The organism is Citrobacter sp. W9 (assembly GCF_026719375.1).
Lineage (GTDB): Bacteria > Pseudomonadota > Gammaproteobacteria > Enterobacterales > Enterobacteriaceae > Citrobacter > Citrobacter werkmanii.
Genome location: NZ_JAPPTE010000030.1, coordinates 1 through 18129 on the forward strand (window position 1 = coordinate 1; position 18129 = coordinate 18129).

The window sequence follows — 18129 nt, forward strand, 5'->3', positions numbered from 1 at the left end:
GAATTAAACTTCGTAATGAATTACGTGTTCACTCAGAGACTTGGTATTCATTTTTCGTCTTGCGACGTTAAGAATCCGTATCCTCGAGTGCCCACACAGATTGTCTGATAAATTGTTAAAGAGCAGTTGCGACGCGCCTTAGCGCTCTGTCGCGAGGTGGCGTATATTACGCTTTCCTCTTTCAGAGTCAACCCTCATTTTCAGGTTTTTCTCTTCAACCGACCGGGCTGTTTGCGTGAAGTGATTCACATCCGCCGTGTCGATGGAGGCGCATTATAGGGATCCCATTTTTTAGCACAAGTGTTTTTTGGATCTTTTTTGCTGAATGCTTGTTTTTCACCCCTTTCGCTATATTCCTGCGCAATTTGGCTGATTTTTGATAGATAAATCACTTGCACAGTCTCAATAATCCAACCAAAGTCTTCATTACCGCTCTATTTTCGCTGAGGTAAACATGTCTGATGTACTGCGCCCTTATAAGGATCTTTTCCCACAGATCGGAAAACGCGTGATGATCGACACCAGTAGTGTCGTCATTGGCGATGCTCGTTTGGCTGATGATGTCGGAATTTGGCCACTGGTCGCGATCCGTGGCGACGTGAACTACGTGCAAATCGGTGCGCGTACAAACATTCAGGACGGCAGCGTTCTACATGTCACACATAAATCTACATCCAATCCGCAGGGTAATCCGCTGATCGTAGGTGAAGATGTCACAGTTGGTCATAAAGTCATGCTGCACGGTTGTACCATTGGTAACCGCGTATTAGTCGGCATGGGATCGATTCTGTTGGACGGTGTCGTTGTTGAAGACGACGTTATGATTGGGGCGGGAAGCCTGGTTTCGCAAAACAAACGCCTGGAGAGTGGATATCTGTACCTGGGAAGCCCGGTTAAGCAGATTCGTCCATTAAACGATGAAGAGAAAGCAGGCTTGCAATACTCAGCTAACAACTATGTTAAGTGGAAAGATGAGTATTTAAGTCAGAGTAACCACACCCAACCCTGAGCGTCTTCCTGCTGGTCCTGGATCAATGCTTCGGCCTCTTCTTCCAGGTCCCAGCGATGTAATCGAAAGTTTTCCAGCCACTGTTCAGGCGTGTCGCCGCCAAAGCGGGACGCCAACATCTTTCCCGATATGGCACATGTTAACTGCATACCATGAACCATTGCAGGGAAAACAATGGCATTTACATCCGTCCGCCATTCTTCTCGATCGGGAAACTGGATCGCCTGATTCATGCCGACAATTCCTGTTGCATGCTTTTAATGACCGGCTCAATCTGGGGTAAAACACCATGCCAGAGTAAAACAGCATGTGCAGCTTGCCCCACCAGCATCCCCAGACCATCGGCGTACTGTTTCGCCCCATGCTTTTCACACCACGAAAGGAACGGCGTATTCCCTTTCTGATAAAACATGTCGTAACAGTAGACGGAGGGATGGATAAGAGATGCCGGAATAGACGGGACCTCACCGCTAATACCGCTGGACGTCGCGTTAATAATCAGATCAAAGCTGTGATTATCAAGTTCGTCCATTCCCACCGCCTGCACGCTACCGGTATGAGAGAAGAGCTGTGCCAGTTCTTCAGCGCGGTAGGCCGTACGATTAACAATGGTTACCGCACAATCCATAGAAAGAAGAGGTAGCAATACCCCACGGGATGCACCGCCCGCACCAATCAGCAGAATTCGCGATCCGGGACGAATGAAAGATAAACGCTCAAGATCGCTTAATAAACCGATACCATCCGTGTTATCTCCCAGCAAACGTCCATCCTCCAGCCGTTTAAGGGTGTTAACTGCTCCAGCTAGTGATGCCCGCTCTGTTAATTCATCGGCACGCGCAAACGCCTCTTCTTTAAAAGGAACGGTGACATTTGCCCCCTTACCACCCTCAGCAAAAAAGGCGTTCAGCGAATTCACAAAGTCATTGATCGGCGTCAGTACACGTCCATAGGAGTAATCAATCTTCAGCTGCTCTGCAAATTGCTGATGAATAAAAGGCGATTTACTGTGCGCTATCGGATTACCAAAAACAGCATAGGCTTCTTTCATATTACCCCTGTCGAAACTGTTCACCCGTCAGTGCATCACGGATCTCCGAAGGATTCAATCGCCCTCCGGTCTCTCCTTCAACAACGGGAAAGTCTGTACCGAACTGCGCGCGGACTTCCTCTACCGTTCGGCAAGGCGGTAAGCCACTCAAATTAGCACTGGTGGAAACTATAGGTTTGCCATAAGCCTGGCACAGTGCAACCACCAGCGGATGATCGGTGACACGCACGGCCAGCGAATCAAAACGACCGGTCAACCAACGAGGTGTAGTCGCAAGCGCCGGGAAAACAAAGGTGACGGGACCAGGCCAGCGAGCGAAGATAGCCTCACGTTGAGTATCAGTAAGCGAGCTATCGTCAATATAGGGCTTAAGTTGCTCAAAGTTGGCCGCAATCAAAATTAAGCCTTTCTCGACCGGACGTTGTTTTAATTCCAACAAACGACTTACTGCCGTTTCGCTGTCGGGATCGCAGCCGACACCAAATACAGCTTCTGTTGGATAGGCGATGACTTTCTCTTGGTTCAGTACCTCTATTGCAGCAGCGATAGGGCCTGTGGGCAGGTTATTATTCACTTTTTTATTCCGCCGAAATCGGCTTTCCACATTGTTTACTGGCACAGAAATGCTTCACACCCTGCGCGGTTTTCTTTTCGATGAGTAGCGGATAATGGCACTCTGGACATTCTCCAGCTAACGGTTTGAAGTTAATAACAAACTGGCACTCCGGATAGCGATCGCAGGAGTAAAAAGTTTTGCCATAACGGGAACGCCGCTGGACCAGGTGACCGGTCTGGCATTGAGGACAGACTATTGCTGTTTCATCAGGCTTGTCGATAAGCTCGGTGTGCTCGCATGCAGGATAGTCACTGCATCCGATAAACATACCGAATCGCCCCTGTCGCAATACCAACTCAGCGCCACATGCAGGGCAAAACTTACCCTCCAGAACTTTGACAATATGCCCGTCTGCAGATGATTTCAGCGGACGGATATAATCGCATTCTGGATAGTGTGAACAACCGAGAAACGGGCCGTGTTTCCCGGAGCGAATAACCAGTTCAGCCCCGCATTGTGGGCAGGGCTCGTTTTTACGCACCGTAAACAGTGCTGATTTAGCCATAACAACTCATACTGAATGAAGATTGATTAATGCAGCATACCTTCATTCACTTCAAAGAGTAATTCTTCCATTTGCTGATAGGCATTTTCACAACCTGGAATGTTGAATAGCACCATCAGGATCACCCACTTCAGGTCTTCCAGATCAAACTCTGCCGTATCCAGCGCGAGTACGCGCTCAATTACCATTTCTCGCGTTTCGAGGTTTAGCACCTGAATCTGCTCCAGGAATAGCAAGAATCCGCGACAACTCGCATCCAGCCGTTCACATTCTTCTGCCGTATAAATACGCAGAGAAAGAGGATCAGATGCTAGCTGCATAGGTTCGGCAAGGCCATCCTGATAATCAGCAAGCTTTTCCAGCCACAGTAACGCGTTGTAGATGTCTTCACGATCAAAACCAGCGTCGGTAAGATCCCGTTCCAGTTTGTCCTGATCCACTCGCAGCTCAGCTTCGTTATGGATATATGTCTCAAACAAATACATTAGTACGTCGAACATGGCATGCCCTCCTCAATCGGACATAGCCGCCGGGTACAGCTGCGATCCATCCTGCTAACTCCAGTTCGAGTAGTTGAGCCACTACCTCTGGCACAGGTTGGCCGGCACGTTCAGCGACGACGTCAACAGGTGTTACCTCATCTCCTACGTTAGCCAGGAGCTCAGGAAATGGCAATGCCACCTCTTCGTGATCTGGCGAATAAATTGATTTTTCAGGTTCATCTGGCAACCATTGCAGCCCATATTGCAAATTTTCCAGAATTTCCTCTGGTGCGGTCACAAGCGTGGCTCCCTGCTGAATAAGCCAATGTGGGCCTTCACTTCCCGGACTCCCAATCGGCCCAGGCAAAGCAAAAACCTCCCTCCCCTGCTCCAGCGCACAGCGTGCCGTGACCAATGAACCACTACGTTGCGCGGCCTCAACGACCAGGACACCTTTACTTAGACCACTGATAATGCGATTTCGTCGGGGAAAATTGCGCGGCAGCGGGAGCGTATCTAATGGGAACTCAGACACCAATGCGCCTCCGGAATCGATCAGACGTTCGGCGAGACGGACATGCTGTCGTGGATGAATGGTCTCAAGCCCATTTCCCAGCACCGCAATACTCGTGCCTTGTCGGTTTATCGCCGCATGATGCGCCACGCCATCAATCCCTCGGGCCAGCCCACTGGTTATCGTCACCCCAAACGCGGCAAGCTTTTCGCAAAATAATCGCCCCCAACGTTCGCCATACCATGAATGCTGGCGACTACCGACGACGGCCACCTGAAATGAATGCAGGCATGCGGGAGTACCGGCAACGAAAAGTACCCCAGGATAATCTTCAATCGCGCGCAGCTGGGACGGATAATGCTCGCTGTCGGCAACCACTAAATGGTGATTAGGCTGCTCCAACCAACGCAGCGTTTTTTCCAGTAACTGTTCTGAAAAGGTTAGAAAGCGCTTGGCCTGGCGGGAAGATAATCCTGCGTGCTGGAGTATCGTGTTGTTAATACAGGGTTGGGCATTGAGCCAGTGGGCAAGGCGCACCATCTCATCACCATACAGTTCATTCACTTGCGCTAAACGTAGCCAAATTTCAATTTGGGTCATCCCTGCTCCCCTGCCACAAGCAGTCCTGGCAATCTTTGCGATTGGTCACTGATGCTGTCAATCAGAGGGGGTTTTGTCTAGAATAGAGGTAATAATCTTTTCAACTCCTGAACACAACTCTGGATAACTATGTCAGTTTTGCAAGTGTTACATATTCCGGACGAGCGCCTTCGCAAAGTCGCAAAACCGGTTGAAGAAGTGAATGCAGAAATTCAGCGTATCGTTGATGATATGTTCGAAACGATGTACGCAGAAGAGGGGATCGGTCTGGCGGCAACACAGGTCGACATCCATCAGCGCATCATTGTTATTGATGTCTCTGAAAATCGCGACGAGCAGTTGGTTTTAATCAACCCAGAGCTGCTGGAGAAAGATGGCGAAACCGGTATTGAAGAAGGTTGCCTGTCTATCCCCGAACAGCGTGCATTAGTCCCACGCGCTGAGAAAGTAAAAATTCGTGCGCTCAATCGCGACGGTAAATCTTTTGAACTGGAAGCCGATGGCCTGCTCGCTATCTGCATTCAACATGAAATGGATCACCTGGTCGGTAAACTGTTTATCGATTATCTGTCTCCGTTGAAGCAACAACGTATTCGTCAGAAAGTTGAAAAACTCGACCGCCTGAACGCCCGAGCTTAAGGACAAGAATCAACGTGTCAGACTCACTACGTATTATTTTTGCGGGTACACCTGACTTTGCAGCGCGTCACCTTGACGCGCTGTTGTCTTCTGGACATAACGTCGTTGGCGTGTTTACCCAACCGGACCGCCCTGCGGGACGCGGTAAAAAGCTGATGCCCAGCCCGGTAAAAGTGTTGGCAGAAGAAAAAGGGATACCGGTTTTCCAGCCCGTCTCTCTTCGCCCTCAGGAAAACCAACAGTTGGTTGCTGATTTACACGCAGACGTGATGGTGGTAGTGGCATATGGACTGATTCTGCCAAAAGCCGTGCTGGAAATGCCGCGCCTGGGTTGTATCAACGTTCACGGTTCCCTGCTTCCACGCTGGCGTGGCGCAGCACCGATTCAACGTTCACTGTGGGCTGGCGATAGCGAAACGGGCGTTACCATCATGCAAATGGATGTTGGTCTCGACACCGGTGATATGTTGCTTAAGCTCTCCTGCCCGATTACGGCAGAAGATACCAGCGGTTCTTTATACGACAAGCTGGCGGACCTGGGGCCTCAGGGGCTGATTGAAACGCTAAAACAGTTGGCTGCTGGCACGATAAAACCCGTGGTACAAGATGAATCACTGGTTACGCATGCAGAGAAACTCAGTAAAGAAGAGGCCCGTATCGACTGGTCACTTTCGGCCGCTCAGTTGGAGCGCTGCATACGCGCCTTTAACCCGTGGCCAATGAGCTATATCGTCATCGACGAGCAACCAGTAAAAATTTGGCAGGCGACGGTGATCGATACGCCCGCTAACGCTGAACCAGGCACAATTCTGGAAGCGAACCGTCAGGGTATCCAGGTTGCAACAAGCGACGGCATCCTGAATCTCGTCTCTTTGCAGCCTGCCGGCAAAAAAGCCATGAGTGCGCAGGATCTGCTTAATTCGCGCCGGGAGTGGTTTGTACCCGGAAACCGTCTGGCCTGACGGTTCATCTCTTTAAGCCCGGTGTGACCGGGCATTTTTATTTTTGCACTTATGAAAAAACATCTTAATTTACGCAGTATGGCGGCCCAGGCCGTCGAGCAGGTTGTCGAAAAGGGGCAATCATTAAGCAATGTGCTGCCCGCCATGCAGCAAAAAGTTGCCGATAAAGATAAAGCGCTGTTGCAAGAGCTTTGCTTCGGCGTATTGCGCACACTCTCGCAACTGGAGTGGATGATCCAGCAACTGATGGAACGTCCGATGACGGGCAAACAGCGTACCGTTCACTACCTGATCATGGTGGGCTTCTACCAACTGCTGCATACCCGTATCCCACCCCATGCTGCGCTGGCCGAAACCGTAGAAGGCGCGGTGGTGATTAAGCGTCCGCAGTTGAAAGGGCTGATCAATGGTGTATTACGCCAGTTCCAGCGCCGTCAGGAAGAACTACTGACCGAGTTCGCACAAAGCGATCTACGTTTCTTACACCCCTCCTGGCTGGTAAAACGTATTAAAGCCGCTTATCCACAGCAATGGGAAGCCATCCTTGAGGCTAATAACCAACGCCCGCCAATGTGGCTCCGTGTTAATCGCAACCACCATACGCGCGACGCCTGGCTGGAACTACTCGCCGAAGCAGGATTGACCGGTTTCCCTCATCCGGATTACCCGGATGCGATCCGTCTGGAAACACCAGCCCCCGTGCTCGCCCTGCCAGGTTTTGAGCAAGGTTGGGTCACCGTTCAGGATGCCTCTGCCCAGGGTTGCGTCAGCTATCTGCAGCCACAAAACGGAGAGCAGATCCTTGATTTATGTTGCGCTCCCGGCGGCAAGACCACCCATATTCTGGAGGTCGCGCCAGATGCGAACGTGATGGCAGTCGATGTCGACGATAAACGCCTGTCTCGCGTGTACGACAACCTGAAACGCCTGGGTATGAAAGCAACCGTGAAGCAGGGTGATGGTCGCTATCCGCAGCAGTGGTGCGGTGAGCAACAGTTTGACCGTATTTTGCTGGACGCTCCATGTTCTGCCACTGGTGTGATCCGTCGCCATCCGGATATCAAATGGCTGCGTCGCGATCGTGATATTGCCGAACTCGCTCAGTTGCAGGCCGAGATCCTCAACGCGACCTGGACACACCTTAAGCCGGGCGGCACGCTGGTCTATGCAACCTGTTCTATTCTGCCAGAAGAAAACCAACAGCAGATCGCCGCGTTCCTTGCACGCACACCGGATGCGGTGTTAAGCGAAACCGGTACGCCAGAGCAGCCGGGACGTCAGAATTTACCGGGTGCAGAAGATGGCGATGGCTTCTTTTACGCTAAGCTAATCAAAAAGTGATGAGATAACGGGTCGCGACTGATGAAAATTATCATTCTTGGCGCAGGGCAAGTTGGCGGTACGCTGGCTGAAAACCTGGTCGGAGAGAACAACGATATCACGGTAGTCGATACCAATGGTGAGCGCCTGCGCAGCTTGCAGGACAAGTTTGATCTCCGCGTCGTGCAAGGACATGGTTCACATCCCCGTGTATTGCGTGAAGCTGGTGCCGACGATGCCGATATGCTGGTTGCCGTAACCAGCTCAGATGAAACAAATATGGTTGCCTGCCAGGTAGCTTATTCCCTGTTTAATACGCCTAACCGTATCGCCCGTATTCGTTCACCGGATTACGTTCGCGATGCAGACAAGCTATTTCAATCCGATGCCGTCCCTATCGATCATCTGATTGCGCCTGAGCAACTGGTTATCGATAGCATTTATCGCCTGATTGAATATCCGGGCGCATTGCAGGTCGTGAATTTTGCCGAGGGCAAAGTCAGTCTGGCGGTCGTGAAAGCTTATTACGGCGGACCGCTAATCGGTAATGCGTTGTCGACCATGCGCGATCACATGCCGCATATCGATACCCGCGTTGCGGCGATATTCCGTCATGACAGGCCAATTCGCCCGCAGGGTTCTACCATCGTTGAAGCGGGTGATGAAGTCTTCTTTATCGCGGCATCACAGCACATTCGCGCCGTCATGAGCGAGCTACAGCGTCTGGAAAAGCCGTACAAACGCATTATGTTAGTCGGTGGCGGTAATATCGGTGCAGGGCTCGCGCGGCGTCTGGAAAAAGATTACAGCGTCAAACTGATCGAGCGTAATCAGCAGCGCGCATCGGAGCTTGCAGAGAAACTGCAAAATACGATCGTCTTTTTTGGCGATGCTTCGGATCAAGAGCTTCTGGCGGAAGAACACATCGATCAGGTTGATCTGTTCATCGCGGTGACCAATGACGATGAAGCTAACATCATGTCGGCGATGCTGGCTAAACGAATGGGCGCCAAGAAAGTGATGGTGCTGATCCAGCGCAGAGCGTACGTCGATCTGGTGCAGGGCAGCGTGATCGATATTGCGATTTCACCGCAGCAGGCGACCATCTCCGCACTCCTGAGCCATGTTCGTAAAGCTGATATTGTTGGTGTTTCATCACTACGCCGCGGCGTAGCGGAAGCCATTGAAGCCGTCGCACACGGTGATGAGACAACATCACGGGTAGTAGGTCGCTCGATTGATGAAATTAAACTTCCGCCCGGCACCATTATTGGCGCTGTTGTACGGGGTAATGATGTGATGATTGCTAATGACAACCTGCGTATTGAACAAGGCGATCACGTTATTATGTTCCTGACAGATAAAAAGTTTATTACCGACGTCGAGCGCTTATTCCAGCCAAGCCCCTTCTTCCTGTAATAATTTGGGCGCTAATATAGCGCCTTTTTTATTTCCCTTTATTTATCAGGGCCTAATAATTTTTCCTTTCCGCAATACATAAATGGAAATTGCCTAAACATTTGTTAAACTTATAAACGTCAGCTGCATAGGGAGAATAAAATGAGCATTATTAAAGAGTTTCGCGAATTCGCGATGCGCGGGAATGTTGTCGATTTGGCAGTGGGTGTCATTATTGGTGCGGCATTCGGTAAGATCGTTTCATCACTGGTTGCCGATATCATCATGCCGCCACTGGGGTTGCTAATTGGTGGGATTGATTTTAAACAGTTTGCATTAACGTTACGTGATGCGCAGGGAGACATCCCGGCGGTGGTCATGCATTACGGCGTATTCATTCAGAATGTCTTCGATTTCATTATTGTTGCGTTTGCTATCTTTATGGCAATCAAACTGATCAATAAATTGAATCGTAAAAAAGCTGAAGAGCCAGCGGCACCCCCAGCACCATCTAAAGAAGAAGTATTACTAAGTGAAATTCGTGACCTGCTGAAAGAACAGAATAATCGCTCTTAAGCGTTCACTGAAACAAAAAGGCCAGTGGTAAAAAAGTGCTTCACTTTCTTGCCACTGGCCTCCCAGTTTCCCCGATTGCCATGTTTACCTTTACGTAGATAACTTCCTTTCCCTTTCTTATTTTTCTCAACGCGCTGCCTGAACAGTGGATCATGCAGAAGCGCCTCAATGGCGTTGTCCTTTATCTGTCCTTTGGTATGCTGATAACGGCTCATACTCTCTCCAGTTTGTGGGGTAATTTACGCCGGGAGTGTAGACCTGACCGTGCAAAAAATCAACGGTCTGATAGTGTTCCGCTGGCGCCTTGTTCAAGTGCTTCAAGAATAGAACAGTATACACTGCTGTGTGCTTTACCACAGCACGCATCATTTAATCGCTGTAACGATCGTTGCATCGCCTGAAGCTCCGCTATGCGCGCTTCGACCTCTTGTAATCTTTCTTGAACTATCCCTTTTGATTCCTGGCAGGTATGGTGCTCTGGATCTATGCGGATCGAAAGCAGTTCGCGAATCGACTCCAGTGTAAAACCAAGCTGACGGGCATAACGAATAAACTTAAGACGCTGAAGATCACTTTCCGTGTAGAGGCGAAACCCGCCTTCGGTACGTACTTCATGTTCCATCATCTGCTGCTTTTCATAGTAACGGATAGTATCCGGCGTCACGTCAGCCAGCTTCGCTAATTCACCAATTCGGTACATGCTCTCTCCGCTATTTGTCGTTGATCTTCTGTAGCAGCTTATCTGCGTATTCACCGTGTAAAAACTCGGTGCTAAGCCCAGCCTGTCGAAGTTTTAGCTCCAGTAGCGACAACCGTCGACTGACTTCCTGATAACTGGGATCATCTTTGCGGATCCCCGCGAGTATTTCAAGCAGCTGAATTGCCTCTCTGCGTTGCTCAAGCTCAGGTGGAAGACAGCCTGCATTTTTTAATAAACGGTATCCGGCCCGAAGTTCAGGCGGAATATGGGAATCATCGTCAAGAGTAAGCGGTTCGCCTGTACCAGGTAAATCATCAAACTCGCCTTTAGACTGTGCAGCAATAATATGGCGCTCCGCCCACTGGTCCAGTAACCACATATGACGCTCCAGGGGATGAACAAAAAGAGTACAGATATTGTAGATAAGTGGGGATATGGCGGATATAAAAAAACCCGCCGAGGCGGGTTTTTTTACGTTACTACAGATTACTCTGCAGCAGCTTCTGTTTTCTCTGAACGATCAACCAGCTCGATGTATGCCATCGGCGCGTTGTCGCCTGCACGGAAACCACACTTCAGAATGCGAGTGTAACCACCGGCGCGGCTCGCGAAACGCGGGCCCAGTTCGTTAAACAGTTTTGCCACGATCTCGTTATCACGAGTACGGGCGAATGCCAGACGACGATTAGCTACGCTATCAGTCTTGGCAAGAGTAATCAGCGGCTCAACTACGCGACGCAGCTCTTTCGCTTTCGGCAGAGTCGTCTTGATGATTTCATGACGAACCAGTGAACCTGCCATATTGCGGAACATAGCCTGGCGATGGCTGCTGTTGCGGTTCAGTTGACGACCACTCTTACGATGGCGCATGACCTTATCCTTCTCAGTAAAACCTTAACCTGTGATCCGGTTACTCGTCAGCGATGCTTGCCGGTGGCCAGTTTTCCAGGCGCATGCCCAGAGACAGTCCACGGGAAGCCAGCACGTCTTTAATCTCAGTAAGAGATTTTTTACCAAGGTTAGGCGTCTTAAGAAGCTCAACCTCAGTACGCTGTACCAGATCACCGATATAGTGGATAGCTTCTGCTTTGAGGCAGTTAGCAGAGCGGACAGTCAATTCCAGATCGTCAACAGGGCGCAGCAGGATCGGATCGAATTCTGGTTTCTCTTCTTTAACTTCCGGCTGACGTACATCACGTAAGTCAACAAAAGCTTCCAGTTGTTCAGCCAGAATGGTTGCCGCACGACGAATCGCCTCTTCAGGATCGATTGTGCCGTTGGTTTCCATTTCGATGACCAGCTTGTCCAGGTCGGTACGCTGTTCTACACGCGCTGCTTCAACATTGTAGGCAATACGCTCTACAGGGCTGTAGCATGCGTCGACCAGCAGACGGCCGATTGGGCGCTCATCTTCTTCCGAATGAATTCGGGTAGAAGCCGGCACATAACCACGACCGCGCTGAACTTTGATGCGCATACTAATAGATGCGTTCTCATCGGTCAGGTGGCAGATCACGTGCTGTGGCTTGACGATTTCGACATCACCATCATGGGTAATGTCGGCTGCAGTCACAGGGCCAATGCCAGATTTATTCAAGGTAAGAATAACGTCATCTTTACCCTGAACTCTCACCGCCAGCCCTTTCAGGTTGAGCAGGATTTCCAGGATATCTTCCTGAACGCCTTCTTTGGTGCTGTACTCATGTAGTACACCATCAATCTCAACCTCGGTCACCGCGCAACCCGGCATCGATGAGAGCAGAATACGGCGCAGTGCGTTACCCAAAGTATGGCCAAAGCCACGCTCTAAAGGCTCAAGGGTCACCTTGGCGTGCGTCGAACTCACTTGCTCGATATCTACCAGGCGCGGTTTTAGAAACTCTGTCACAGAACCCTGCATTGTGTCCTCTCTTTGGTACTAAGCTTTACTTGGAGTAAAGCTCGACGATCAGGTGTTCGTTAATGTCCGCAGACAGATCAGAACGCTCCGGCTTACGCTTGAACGTACCTTCCATCTTGCCAGCATCAACTTCCAGCCAGGTTGGCTTTTCACGCTGCTCAGCCAGCTCCAGAGCGGCTTTCACGCGAGACTGCTTCTTCGCTTTCTCACGAATGCTAACAACGTCATTCGGACTAACCTGATAAGAAGCGATGTTAACAACACGACCGTTTACCATAATTGCTTTATGGCTGACCAGCTGACGTGCTTCTGCACGAGTGGCACCGAAGCCCATACGGTATACAACGTTGTCCAGACGACCTTCCAGCAGACCCAACAGGTTTTCACCGGTGTTGCCTTTCAGACGTGCTGCTTCTTTGTAGTAGTTACGGAACTGACGCTCCAGCACACCATAGATACGGCGAACTTTTTGCTTTTCACGCAACTGCACACCATAGTCAGACAGACGCGGTTTACGCGCACCGTGCTGGCCAGGAGCTTGTTCAATTTTACACTTGGTATCGATCGCGCGAACGCCAGACTTAAGGAATAAGTCAGTGCCCTCACGACGGCTCAGCTTGAGCTTAGGACCCAAATATCTTGCCATTTTCTTTCTCCAACAATCCTAGAAACGACAGCGTTATACGCGACGTTTTTTCGGCGGACGACAACCGTTATGAGGGATCGGAGTCACATCAGTAATATTAGTGATGCGGAAACCAGCGGCGTTCAGAGCACGAACAGTAGATTCGCGACCTGGACCCGGTCCTTTGACCATAACTTCCAGATTCTTGATACCGTATTCTTTTACGGCTTCAGCGCAACGCTCTGCTGCAACCTGAGCTGCAAACGGAGTGGATTTGCGAGAACCACGGAAACCGGAACCACCGGCTGTTGCCCAACCCAGTGCGTTACCCTGACGATCAGTAATGGTAACGATGGTGTTGTTAAAAGAAGCATGGATATGAGCCACGCCGTCAGAGACTTGTTTTCTTACACGTTTACGTGCACGAATTGGTGCCTTTGCCATTATTCAATCACCCCGATTATTTCTTGATCGGTTTGCGCGGACCCTTACGGGTACGTGCGTTGGTCTTGGTACGCTGACCGCGAACCGGGAGACCACGACGATGACGCAAACCGCGATAGCAACCAAGGTCCATAAGGCGCTTGATGCTCATGCTAACTTCACGGCGCAGATCACCTTCAACGACAAATTTGGCAACTTCGTCACGCAGCGTGTCGATTTGTTCTTCAGACAGCTCACTGATCTTAACATCTTCAGCGATACCCGCTGCAGCCAGAATGGCTTTAGAACGGGTCTTGCCGACGCCGTAGATCGAAGTTAATGCGATCACAGCATGTTTCTGATCAGGAATGTTAATGCCTGCTATACGGGCCACTATGCACTCCTACTATTTAATATGTACGCACCATGCTGAAAAGCCCGTTTTCAGGATACTCAAATGGAAACGCACAGACATACAAAAGATTGGCTGGCTAATCTAGCCAGCTCAACCCAACTTTGCAAGAAAAATATGCGAATAAATCAGCCTTGGCGCTGTTTATGCTTCGGCTCGGCACTGCAAATCACACGGATGACACCATCACGCTTAACGATTTTGCAGTTACGGCATAATTTCTTGACGGAAGCACGAACTTTCATTTTTACTCTCCGTAACTTCTCGGGCGACTGTTAACGGCCGTAGCCTTTCAGATTCGCCTTCTTCAATGCAGACTCGTACTGACTTGACATCATCAGAGTTTGCACTTGAGCCATAAAGTCCATAATCACGACAACAACGATAAGCAGTGAGGTCCCACCAAAGTAGAACGGTACTTTCATTGCATCACGCATGAACTCCGGGATCAGGCAGATAAAGGTAATGTAGAGCGCACCAACCAAAGTCAGGCGGGTCATTACTTTATCGATATACTTCGCCGTTTGCTCTCCCGGACGAATTCCTGGTACAAATGCACCGGACTTCTTCAGGTTATCTGCTGTTTCACGCGGGTTGAAAACCAACGCCGTGTAGAAGAAACAGAAGAATATGATTGCAGACGCATAGAGTAACACATAAAGCGGTTGCCCAGGCTGCAAATACAGCGAAATTGTTGTCAGCCAGTTCCAACCAGTCCCGCCCCCGAACCATGACGCGATGGTCGCCGGGAACAGAATAATACTGGAAGCGAAGATTGCCGGGATTACCCCCGCCATATTCACTTTCAGCGGTAAATGTGTGCTCTGTGCAGCATAGACACGACGACCTTGCTGACGTTTCGCGTAGTTTACCACAATACGGCGTTGACCACGCTCAACAAATACAACAAAGAACGTCACTGCAAATACTAATACTGCAACCAACAGCAACACGAGGAAGTGCAGGTCGCCTTGACGCGCTTGCTCGATAGTATGGGCAATGGCTGGCGGGAGTCCCGCAACAATACCGGCGAAGATAATGATTGAGATACCGTTGCCGATACCACGTTCAGTAATCTGTTCGCCCAACCACATCAGGAACATAGTCCCTGTAACCAGACTTACAACAGCGGTGAAATAGAATGCAAAGCCTGGATTCATTACCAGGCCCTGCATACCAGGCATATTCGGCAGACCGGTAGCAATACCGATCGACTGGAATATCGCCAGCACCAGAGTACCGTAGCGGGTGTACTGGCTGATCTTACGACGACCAGACTCCCCTTCTTTCTTAATTTCTGCCAGCGTTGGATGAACCACCGTCAGCAGCTGGATAATGATCGACGCCGAGATATACGGCATGATCCCCAGAGCAAAGATAGAAGCACGGCTGAGAGCACCACCAGAGAACATGTTAAACATTTCAATGATGGTGCCTCGCTGTTGCTCAAGCAGTTTGGCAAGTACAGCGGCATCAATACCAGGGATCGGAATGAAAGAGCCAATACGGAACACAATAAGCGCACCGATTACAAACAGCAGTCTGCGTTTCAGCTCGCCTAAGCCACCTTTGGCACTTTGAAAATCTAATCCCGGTTGTTTAGCCATCTGCTACTTATTCCTCGATTTTACCGCCAGCAGCTTCGATAGCAGCACGAGCGCCTTTAGTAACACGCAGGCCACGAACAGTTACCGGAGTAGTGACTTCACCAGCCAGGATCACTTTCGCGAACTCGATCTGGATACCGATAATGTTAGCTGCTTTCAGCGTGTTCAGGTCTACAACACCGCCTTCAACTTTAGCCAGGTCAGACAGACGAACTTCGGCTGTAATCGCTGCTTTACGTGAAGTGAAGCCGAATTTCGGCAGACGACGGTACAGAGGCATCTGACCACCCTCGAAACCGCGACGTACGCCACCGCCAGAACGAGACTTCTGACCTTTGTGACCACGACCACCGGTTTTACCGAGGCCAGAACCGATACCACGACCCAGGCGTTTACCCGCCTTTTTGGAGCCTTCGGCCGGAGACAGAGTATTTAAACGCATCTCTTACTCCTCAACTTTAACCATGAAGGAAACCGCGTTGACCATACCACGAACTGCAGGAGTATCCTCGCGTTCTACGGTGTGACCAATACGACGCAGACCCAGGCCAAGCAGCGTTGCCTTGTGTTTCGGCAGACGACCGATTGCACTGCGGGTTTGAGTAATTTTAATAGTCTTTGCCATGGTTTATTTCCCCAGAATTTCTTCAACGGATTTACCACGCTTGGCAGCGACCATTTCCGGAGATTTCATATTTTCCAGACCGTCGATAGTTGCACGAACCACGTTAATCGGGTTAGTGGAACCATACGCTTTAGCCAGAACGTTACGAACTCCAGCGACTTCCAGAACGGCGCGCATTGCACCACCGGCGATGATACCGGTACCTTCGGAAGCCGGCTGCATGAATACACGAGAACCCGTGTGAGTACCCTTAACCGGGTGCTGCAGGGTGCCGTGGTTCAGCGCGACGTTAATCATATTGCGACGGGCTTTTTCCATCGCTTTCTGGATCGCTGCTGGAACTTCACGCGCTTTACCGTAACCAAAACCAACGCGACCGTTACCATCGCCAACTACAGTCAGAGCTGTGAAGGAGAAAATACGACCACCTTTAACGGTTTTAGATACGCGGTTTACCGCGATCAGCTTTTCCTGCAGTTCGCCAGCTTGTTTTTCGATGTGAGCCATCTTACACCTCTACCTTAGAACTGAAGGCCAGCTTCACGGGCAGCATCTGCCAGTGCCTGGACACGACCATGATATTGGAACCCGGAACGGTCAAAGGACACATCTTTGATGCCTTTTTCCAGAGCGCGTTCGGCGACAGCTTTACCCACAGCTGCTGCAGCGTCTTTGTTACCGGTGTACTTCAGTTGTTCAGCGATAGCTTTTTCTACAGTAGAAGCAGCTACCAGAACTTCAGAACCGTTCGGTGCAATTACCTGTGCGTAAATATGACGCGGGGTACGATGTACCACCAGGCGAGTTGCGCCCAGCTCTTTGAGCTTGCGGCGTGCGCGGGTCGCACGACGGATACGAGCAGATTTCTTATCCATAGTGTTACCTTACTTCTTCTTAGCCTCTTTGGTACGCACGACTTCGTCGGCGTAACGAACACCCTTGCCTTTGTAAGGCTCAGGACGACGGTAGGCGCGCAGATCCGCCGCAACCTGACCGATCAGCTGTTTATCAGCGCCTTTCAGCACGATTTCAGTCTGAGTCGGACATTCTGCAGTGATACCTGCCGGCAGCTGATGATCAACTGGATGAGAGAAACCTAAAGCCAGGTTTACTACATTCCCTTTGACCGCTGCACGATAACCTACACCAACCAGCTGCAGCTTCTTAGTGAAGCCTTCGGTAACACCGACAACCATTGCATTCAGCAGGGCACGCGCGGTACCAGCCTGAGCCCATCCATCTGCGTAACCATCACGCGGACCGAAGGTCAGTGCATTATCTGCATGATTTACTGCAACAGCATCGTTGAGAGTACGAGTCAGCTCGCCGTTTTTACCTTTGATCGTAATAACCTGACCGTTGATTTTTACATCAACGCCGGCAGGAATAACGACCGGTGCTTTAGCAACACGAGACATTTTTTCCTCCGATTAGGCTACGTAGCAGATAATTTCGCCACCAAGACCAGCCTGGCGCGCTGCACGATCAGTCATAACACCTTTAGAGGTAGAAACAACTGCGATACCCATGCCAGCCATAACCTTCGGCAGCTCGTCTTTACGCTTATAAATGCGCAGACCTGGGCGACTGACACGCTGAATGCTTTCTACAACAGCTTTACCCTGGAAATACTTAAGAGTAAGTTCCAGTTCCGGCTTGGTGTCGCCTTCAACTTTAAAATCTTCAATAAAACCTTCTTCCTTCAGCACGTTGGCAATTGCCACTTTCAGCTTGGAGGAAGGCATGGTGACCGCAGCTTTATTCGCGGCCTGACCGTTACGGATACGGGTCAGCATATCCGCGATCGGATCTTGCATGCTCATCTGTCTTTACTCCCGTGATTCAATTGGTAATTACCAGCTAGCCTTTTTCAAGCCTGGTACTTCACCGCGCATAGCGGCTTCACGCAGTTTGATACGGCTCAACCCGAACTTGCCCACATAGCCATGCGGACGACCTGTTTGACGGCAGCGGTTACGCTGACGGGACGGGCTGGAATCACGCGGCAGAGACTGCAGCTTCAGAACTGCGTTCCAACGATCTTCGTCGGTCGCGTTCACATCAGAGATAATAGCTTTCAGTTCAGCGCGTTTTGCGAAGTACTTATCAGCTAAAGCTACGCGCTTTACTTCGCGTGCTTTCATTGATTGCTTAGCCATTCAGTA

29 protein-coding genes are annotated in these 18129 nt (G+C 50.3%); 6 read left to right on the forward strand and 23 right to left on the reverse strand.

Features of this window, described 5'->3' with window-relative positions; translation table 11 throughout:
- Window positions 1–454: 454 nt before the first annotated feature.
- Window positions 455–1009 carry a gamma carbonic anhydrase family protein gene (locus OOJ59_RS25425; protein ID WP_160955920.1) on the forward strand — a complete coding sequence of 185 codons (555 nt, stop codon included), beginning with the start codon at window positions 455–457 and terminating at the stop codon, window positions 1007–1009.
- On the opposite strand, the gene OOJ59_RS25430 is transcribed toward OOJ59_RS25425, so the two are convergent.
- Genes OOJ59_RS25430 through dprA form a run of 6 tightly spaced genes read right to left on the reverse strand, consistent with a single transcriptional unit; the run spans window position 985 to window position 4777 of the window.
- Window positions 985–1242 carry a DUF1488 domain-containing protein gene (locus OOJ59_RS25430; RefSeq protein ID WP_121529615.1) on the reverse strand — a complete coding sequence of 86 codons (258 nt, stop codon included), beginning with the start codon at window positions 1240–1242 and terminating at the stop codon, window positions 985–987. The two genes, OOJ59_RS25425 and OOJ59_RS25430, sit on opposite strands and share 25 nt — an antisense overlap.
- Window positions 1239–2060: a shikimate dehydrogenase gene (gene aroE / locus OOJ59_RS25435; RefSeq protein ID WP_160955919.1), complete on the reverse strand. Its 822-nt coding sequence runs from the start codon at window positions 2058–2060 to the stop codon at window positions 1239–1241. The genes OOJ59_RS25430 and aroE overlap by 4 nt, the downstream gene beginning before the upstream one ends.
- Window position 2061: 1 nt before the next feature.
- Window positions 2062–2634, reverse strand: coding sequence for an L-threonylcarbamoyladenylate synthase type 1 TsaC (tsaC, locus tag OOJ59_RS25440; protein ID WP_137351504.1), 573 nt, complete (start codon window positions 2632–2634; stop codon window positions 2062–2064).
- 4 nt (window positions 2635–2638) lie between these two features.
- Entirely contained in the window at window positions 2639–3181 is a 543-nt protein-coding gene (locus OOJ59_RS25445) for a DNA topoisomerase family protein (protein WP_069325294.1), read from the reverse strand.
- A gap of 26 nt (window positions 3182–3207) precedes the next feature.
- The gene (gene smg, locus OOJ59_RS25450) at window positions 3208–3681 is read right to left on the reverse strand and encodes a DUF494 family protein Smg (protein WP_038634635.1); all 474 of its coding nucleotides are present in this window, start codon (window positions 3679–3681) and stop codon (window positions 3208–3210) included.
- Window positions 3653–4777 (reverse strand): DNA-protecting protein DprA, encoded by a 1125-nt coding sequence (gene dprA / locus OOJ59_RS25455; RefSeq protein WP_160955918.1) that lies wholly within the window; start codon window positions 4775–4777, stop codon window positions 3653–3655. Before dprA ends, smg begins: the two co-directional genes overlap by 29 nt.
- 129 nt (window positions 4778–4906) lie before the next feature.
- Between dprA and def the strand changes: the two genes are divergently transcribed.
- The 5 genes from def (at window position 4907) to mscL (ending at window position 9672) form a co-directional block, all read left to right on the forward strand.
- The gene (gene def / locus OOJ59_RS25460) at window positions 4907–5416 is read left to right on the forward strand and encodes a peptide deformylase (protein WP_038634641.1); all 510 of its coding nucleotides are present in this window, start codon (window positions 4907–4909) and stop codon (window positions 5414–5416) included.
- Between the two features lie 14 nt (window positions 5417–5430).
- Window positions 5431–6378 carry a methionyl-tRNA formyltransferase gene (gene fmt / locus OOJ59_RS25465; RefSeq protein ID WP_121529618.1) on the forward strand — a complete coding sequence of 316 codons (948 nt, stop codon included), beginning with the start codon at window positions 5431–5433 and terminating at the stop codon, window positions 6376–6378.
- A gap of 51 nt (window positions 6379–6429) precedes the next feature.
- The gene (gene rsmB / locus OOJ59_RS25470; protein ID WP_160955917.1) at window positions 6430–7719 is read left to right on the forward strand and encodes a 16S rRNA (cytosine(967)-C(5))-methyltransferase RsmB; all 1290 of its coding nucleotides are present in this window, start codon (window positions 6430–6432) and stop codon (window positions 7717–7719) included.
- 21 nt (window positions 7720–7740) lie between these two features.
- Complete coding sequence (gene trkA / locus OOJ59_RS25475) at window positions 7741–9117, forward strand: Trk system potassium transporter TrkA (RefSeq protein WP_006687350.1); 1377 nt, start codon at window positions 7741–7743, stop codon at window positions 9115–9117.
- A 141-nt stretch (window positions 9118–9258) separates the two neighbouring features.
- Complete coding sequence (gene mscL, locus OOJ59_RS25480) at window positions 9259–9672, forward strand: large-conductance mechanosensitive channel protein MscL (RefSeq protein WP_003031152.1); 414 nt, start codon at window positions 9259–9261, stop codon at window positions 9670–9672.
- Here the strand turns inward: mscL and arfA are convergent.
- The 17 genes from arfA to rpsN all read right to left on the reverse strand — a co-directional run bounded on the left by arfA (window position 9669) and on the right by rpsN (window position 18123).
- Entirely contained in the window at window positions 9669–9887 is a 219-nt protein-coding gene (gene arfA / locus OOJ59_RS25485; RefSeq protein WP_038634656.1) for an alternative ribosome-rescue factor ArfA, read from the reverse strand. The genes mscL and arfA overlap by 4 nt on opposite strands.
- 59 nt (window positions 9888–9946) lie before the next feature.
- A complete protein-coding gene (gene zntR / locus OOJ59_RS25490) occupies window positions 9947–10372 on the reverse strand; it encodes a Zn(2+)-responsive transcriptional regulator (protein ID WP_038634659.1) in 426 nt (141 codons plus the stop codon).
- A 10-nt stretch (window positions 10373–10382) separates the two neighbouring features.
- Complete coding sequence (locus OOJ59_RS25495) at window positions 10383–10751, reverse strand: DUF1992 domain-containing protein (protein WP_038634662.1); 369 nt, start codon at window positions 10749–10751, stop codon at window positions 10383–10385.
- Window positions 10752–10858: 107 nt separating this feature from the next.
- Window positions 10859–11242 carry a 50S ribosomal protein L17 gene (rplQ, locus tag OOJ59_RS25500; protein ID WP_001216370.1) on the reverse strand — a complete coding sequence of 128 codons (384 nt, stop codon included), beginning with the start codon at window positions 11240–11242 and terminating at the stop codon, window positions 10859–10861.
- Window positions 11243–11282: 40 nt separating this feature from the next.
- Window positions 11283–12272: a DNA-directed RNA polymerase subunit alpha gene (locus OOJ59_RS25505; protein ID WP_003031139.1), complete on the reverse strand. Its 990-nt coding sequence runs from the start codon at window positions 12270–12272 to the stop codon at window positions 11283–11285.
- Window positions 12273–12297: 25 nt separating this feature from the next.
- Window positions 12298–12918, reverse strand: coding sequence for a 30S ribosomal protein S4 (rpsD, locus tag OOJ59_RS25510; RefSeq protein WP_003031138.1), 621 nt, complete (start codon window positions 12916–12918; stop codon window positions 12298–12300).
- Between the two features lie 33 nt (window positions 12919–12951).
- The gene (gene rpsK / locus OOJ59_RS25515) at window positions 12952–13341 is read right to left on the reverse strand and encodes a 30S ribosomal protein S11 (RefSeq protein WP_003031137.1); all 390 of its coding nucleotides are present in this window, start codon (window positions 13339–13341) and stop codon (window positions 12952–12954) included.
- A gap of 16 nt (window positions 13342–13357) precedes the next feature.
- Complete coding sequence (gene rpsM, locus OOJ59_RS25520; protein ID WP_003031135.1) at window positions 13358–13714, reverse strand: 30S ribosomal protein S13; 357 nt, start codon at window positions 13712–13714, stop codon at window positions 13358–13360.
- A gap of 146 nt (window positions 13715–13860) precedes the next feature.
- Entirely contained in the window at window positions 13861–13977 is a 117-nt protein-coding gene (rpmJ, locus tag OOJ59_RS25525) for a 50S ribosomal protein L36 (RefSeq protein WP_000868187.1), read from the reverse strand.
- 30 nt (window positions 13978–14007) lie between these two features.
- Window positions 14008–15339 carry a preprotein translocase subunit SecY gene (secY, locus tag OOJ59_RS25530; RefSeq protein WP_001118864.1) on the reverse strand — a complete coding sequence of 444 codons (1332 nt, stop codon included), beginning with the start codon at window positions 15337–15339 and terminating at the stop codon, window positions 14008–14010.
- Between the two features lie 7 nt (window positions 15340–15346).
- Window positions 15347–15781: a 50S ribosomal protein L15 gene (rplO, locus tag OOJ59_RS25535; protein WP_001238917.1), complete on the reverse strand. Its 435-nt coding sequence runs from the start codon at window positions 15779–15781 to the stop codon at window positions 15347–15349.
- A gap of 3 nt (window positions 15782–15784) precedes the next feature.
- A complete protein-coding gene (rpmD, locus tag OOJ59_RS25540) occupies window positions 15785–15964 on the reverse strand; it encodes a 50S ribosomal protein L30 (protein ID WP_001140434.1) in 180 nt (59 codons plus the stop codon).
- A gap of 3 nt (window positions 15965–15967) precedes the next feature.
- Window positions 15968–16471 carry a 30S ribosomal protein S5 gene (gene rpsE, locus OOJ59_RS25545; RefSeq protein ID WP_003031131.1) on the reverse strand — a complete coding sequence of 168 codons (504 nt, stop codon included), beginning with the start codon at window positions 16469–16471 and terminating at the stop codon, window positions 15968–15970.
- A gap of 14 nt (window positions 16472–16485) precedes the next feature.
- Window positions 16486–16839, reverse strand: a complete 354-nt coding sequence (rplR, locus tag OOJ59_RS25550) for a 50S ribosomal protein L18 (protein WP_000358956.1) — start codon at window positions 16837–16839, stop codon at window positions 16486–16488.
- 9 nt (window positions 16840–16848) lie between these two features.
- Entirely contained in the window at window positions 16849–17382 is a 534-nt protein-coding gene (gene rplF, locus OOJ59_RS25555; RefSeq protein WP_006687355.1) for a 50S ribosomal protein L6, read from the reverse strand.
- Window positions 17383–17394: 12 nt separating this feature from the next.
- Window positions 17395–17787 carry a 30S ribosomal protein S8 gene (rpsH, locus tag OOJ59_RS25560; RefSeq protein WP_003031127.1) on the reverse strand — a complete coding sequence of 131 codons (393 nt, stop codon included), beginning with the start codon at window positions 17785–17787 and terminating at the stop codon, window positions 17395–17397.
- Window positions 17788–17817: 30 nt separating this feature from the next.
- A complete protein-coding gene (gene rpsN / locus OOJ59_RS25565; RefSeq protein ID WP_003031125.1) occupies window positions 17818–18123 on the reverse strand; it encodes a 30S ribosomal protein S14 in 306 nt (101 codons plus the stop codon).
- Between the last annotated feature and the right edge of the window lie 6 nt (window positions 18124–18129).

Coding starts and splice junctions, on each gene's coding strand:
- OOJ59_RS25425 (WP_160955920.1), top strand. CDS start 455: ATGTCTGATGTACTGCGCCCTTATAAGGATCTTTTCCCACAGATCGGA.
- OOJ59_RS25430 (WP_121529615.1), bottom strand. CDS start 1,242: ATGAATCAGGCGATCCAGTTTCCCGATCGAGAAGAATGGCGGACGGAT.
- aroE (WP_160955919.1), bottom strand. CDS start 2,060: ATGAAAGAAGCCTATGCTGTTTTTGGTAATCCGATAGCGCACAGTAAA.
- OOJ59_RS25445 (WP_069325294.1), bottom strand. CDS start 3,181: ATGGCTAAATCAGCACTGTTTACGGTGCGTAAAAACGAGCCCTGCCCA.
- smg (WP_038634635.1), bottom strand. CDS start 3,681: ATGTTCGACGTACTAATGTATTTGTTTGAGACATATATCCATAACGAA.
- dprA (WP_160955918.1), bottom strand. CDS start 4,777: ATGACCCAAATTGAAATTTGGCTACGTTTAGCGCAAGTGAATGAACTG.
- def (WP_038634641.1), top strand. CDS start 4,907: ATGTCAGTTTTGCAAGTGTTACATATTCCGGACGAGCGCCTTCGCAAA.
- rsmB (WP_160955917.1), top strand. CDS start 6,430: ATGAAAAAACATCTTAATTTACGCAGTATGGCGGCCCAGGCCGTCGAG.
- trkA (WP_006687350.1), top strand. CDS start 7,741: ATGAAAATTATCATTCTTGGCGCAGGGCAAGTTGGCGGTACGCTGGCT.
- mscL (WP_003031152.1), top strand. CDS start 9,259: ATGAGCATTATTAAAGAGTTTCGCGAATTCGCGATGCGCGGGAATGTT.
- arfA (WP_038634656.1), bottom strand. CDS start 9,887: ATGAGCCGTTATCAGCATACCAAAGGACAGATAAAGGACAACGCCATT.
- zntR (WP_038634659.1), bottom strand. CDS start 10,372: ATGTACCGAATTGGTGAATTAGCGAAGCTGGCTGACGTGACGCCGGAT.
- OOJ59_RS25495 (WP_038634662.1), bottom strand. CDS start 10,751: ATGTGGTTACTGGACCAGTGGGCGGAGCGCCATATTATTGCTGCACAG.
- rplQ (WP_001216370.1), bottom strand. CDS start 11,242: ATGCGCCATCGTAAGAGTGGTCGTCAACTGAACCGCAACAGCAGCCAT.
- OOJ59_RS25505 (WP_003031139.1), bottom strand. CDS start 12,272: ATGCAGGGTTCTGTGACAGAGTTTCTAAAACCGCGCCTGGTAGATATC.
- rpsD (WP_003031138.1), bottom strand. CDS start 12,918: ATGGCAAGATATTTGGGTCCTAAGCTCAAGCTGAGCCGTCGTGAGGGC.
- rpsK (WP_003031137.1), bottom strand. CDS start 13,341: ATGGCAAAGGCACCAATTCGTGCACGTAAACGTGTAAGAAAACAAGTC.
- rpmJ (WP_000868187.1), bottom strand. CDS start 13,977: ATGAAAGTTCGTGCTTCCGTCAAGAAATTATGCCGTAACTGCAAAATC.
- secY (WP_001118864.1), bottom strand. CDS start 15,339: ATGGCTAAACAACCGGGATTAGATTTTCAAAGTGCCAAAGGTGGCTTA.
- rplO (WP_001238917.1), bottom strand. CDS start 15,781: ATGCGTTTAAATACTCTGTCTCCGGCCGAAGGCTCCAAAAAGGCGGGT.
- rpmD (WP_001140434.1), bottom strand. CDS start 15,964: ATGGCAAAGACTATTAAAATTACTCAAACCCGCAGTGCAATCGGTCGT.
- rpsE (WP_003031131.1), bottom strand. CDS start 16,471: ATGGCTCACATCGAAAAACAAGCTGGCGAACTGCAGGAAAAGCTGATC.
- rplR (WP_000358956.1), bottom strand. CDS start 16,839: ATGGATAAGAAATCTGCTCGTATCCGTCGTGCGACCCGCGCACGCCGC.
- rplF (WP_006687355.1), bottom strand. CDS start 17,382: ATGTCTCGTGTTGCTAAAGCACCGGTCGTTATTCCTGCCGGCGTTGAT.
- rpsH (WP_003031127.1), bottom strand. CDS start 17,787: ATGAGCATGCAAGATCCGATCGCGGATATGCTGACCCGTATCCGTAAC.
- rpsN (WP_003031125.1), bottom strand. CDS start 18,123: ATGGCTAAGCAATCAATGAAAGCACGCGAAGTAAAGCGCGTAGCTTTA.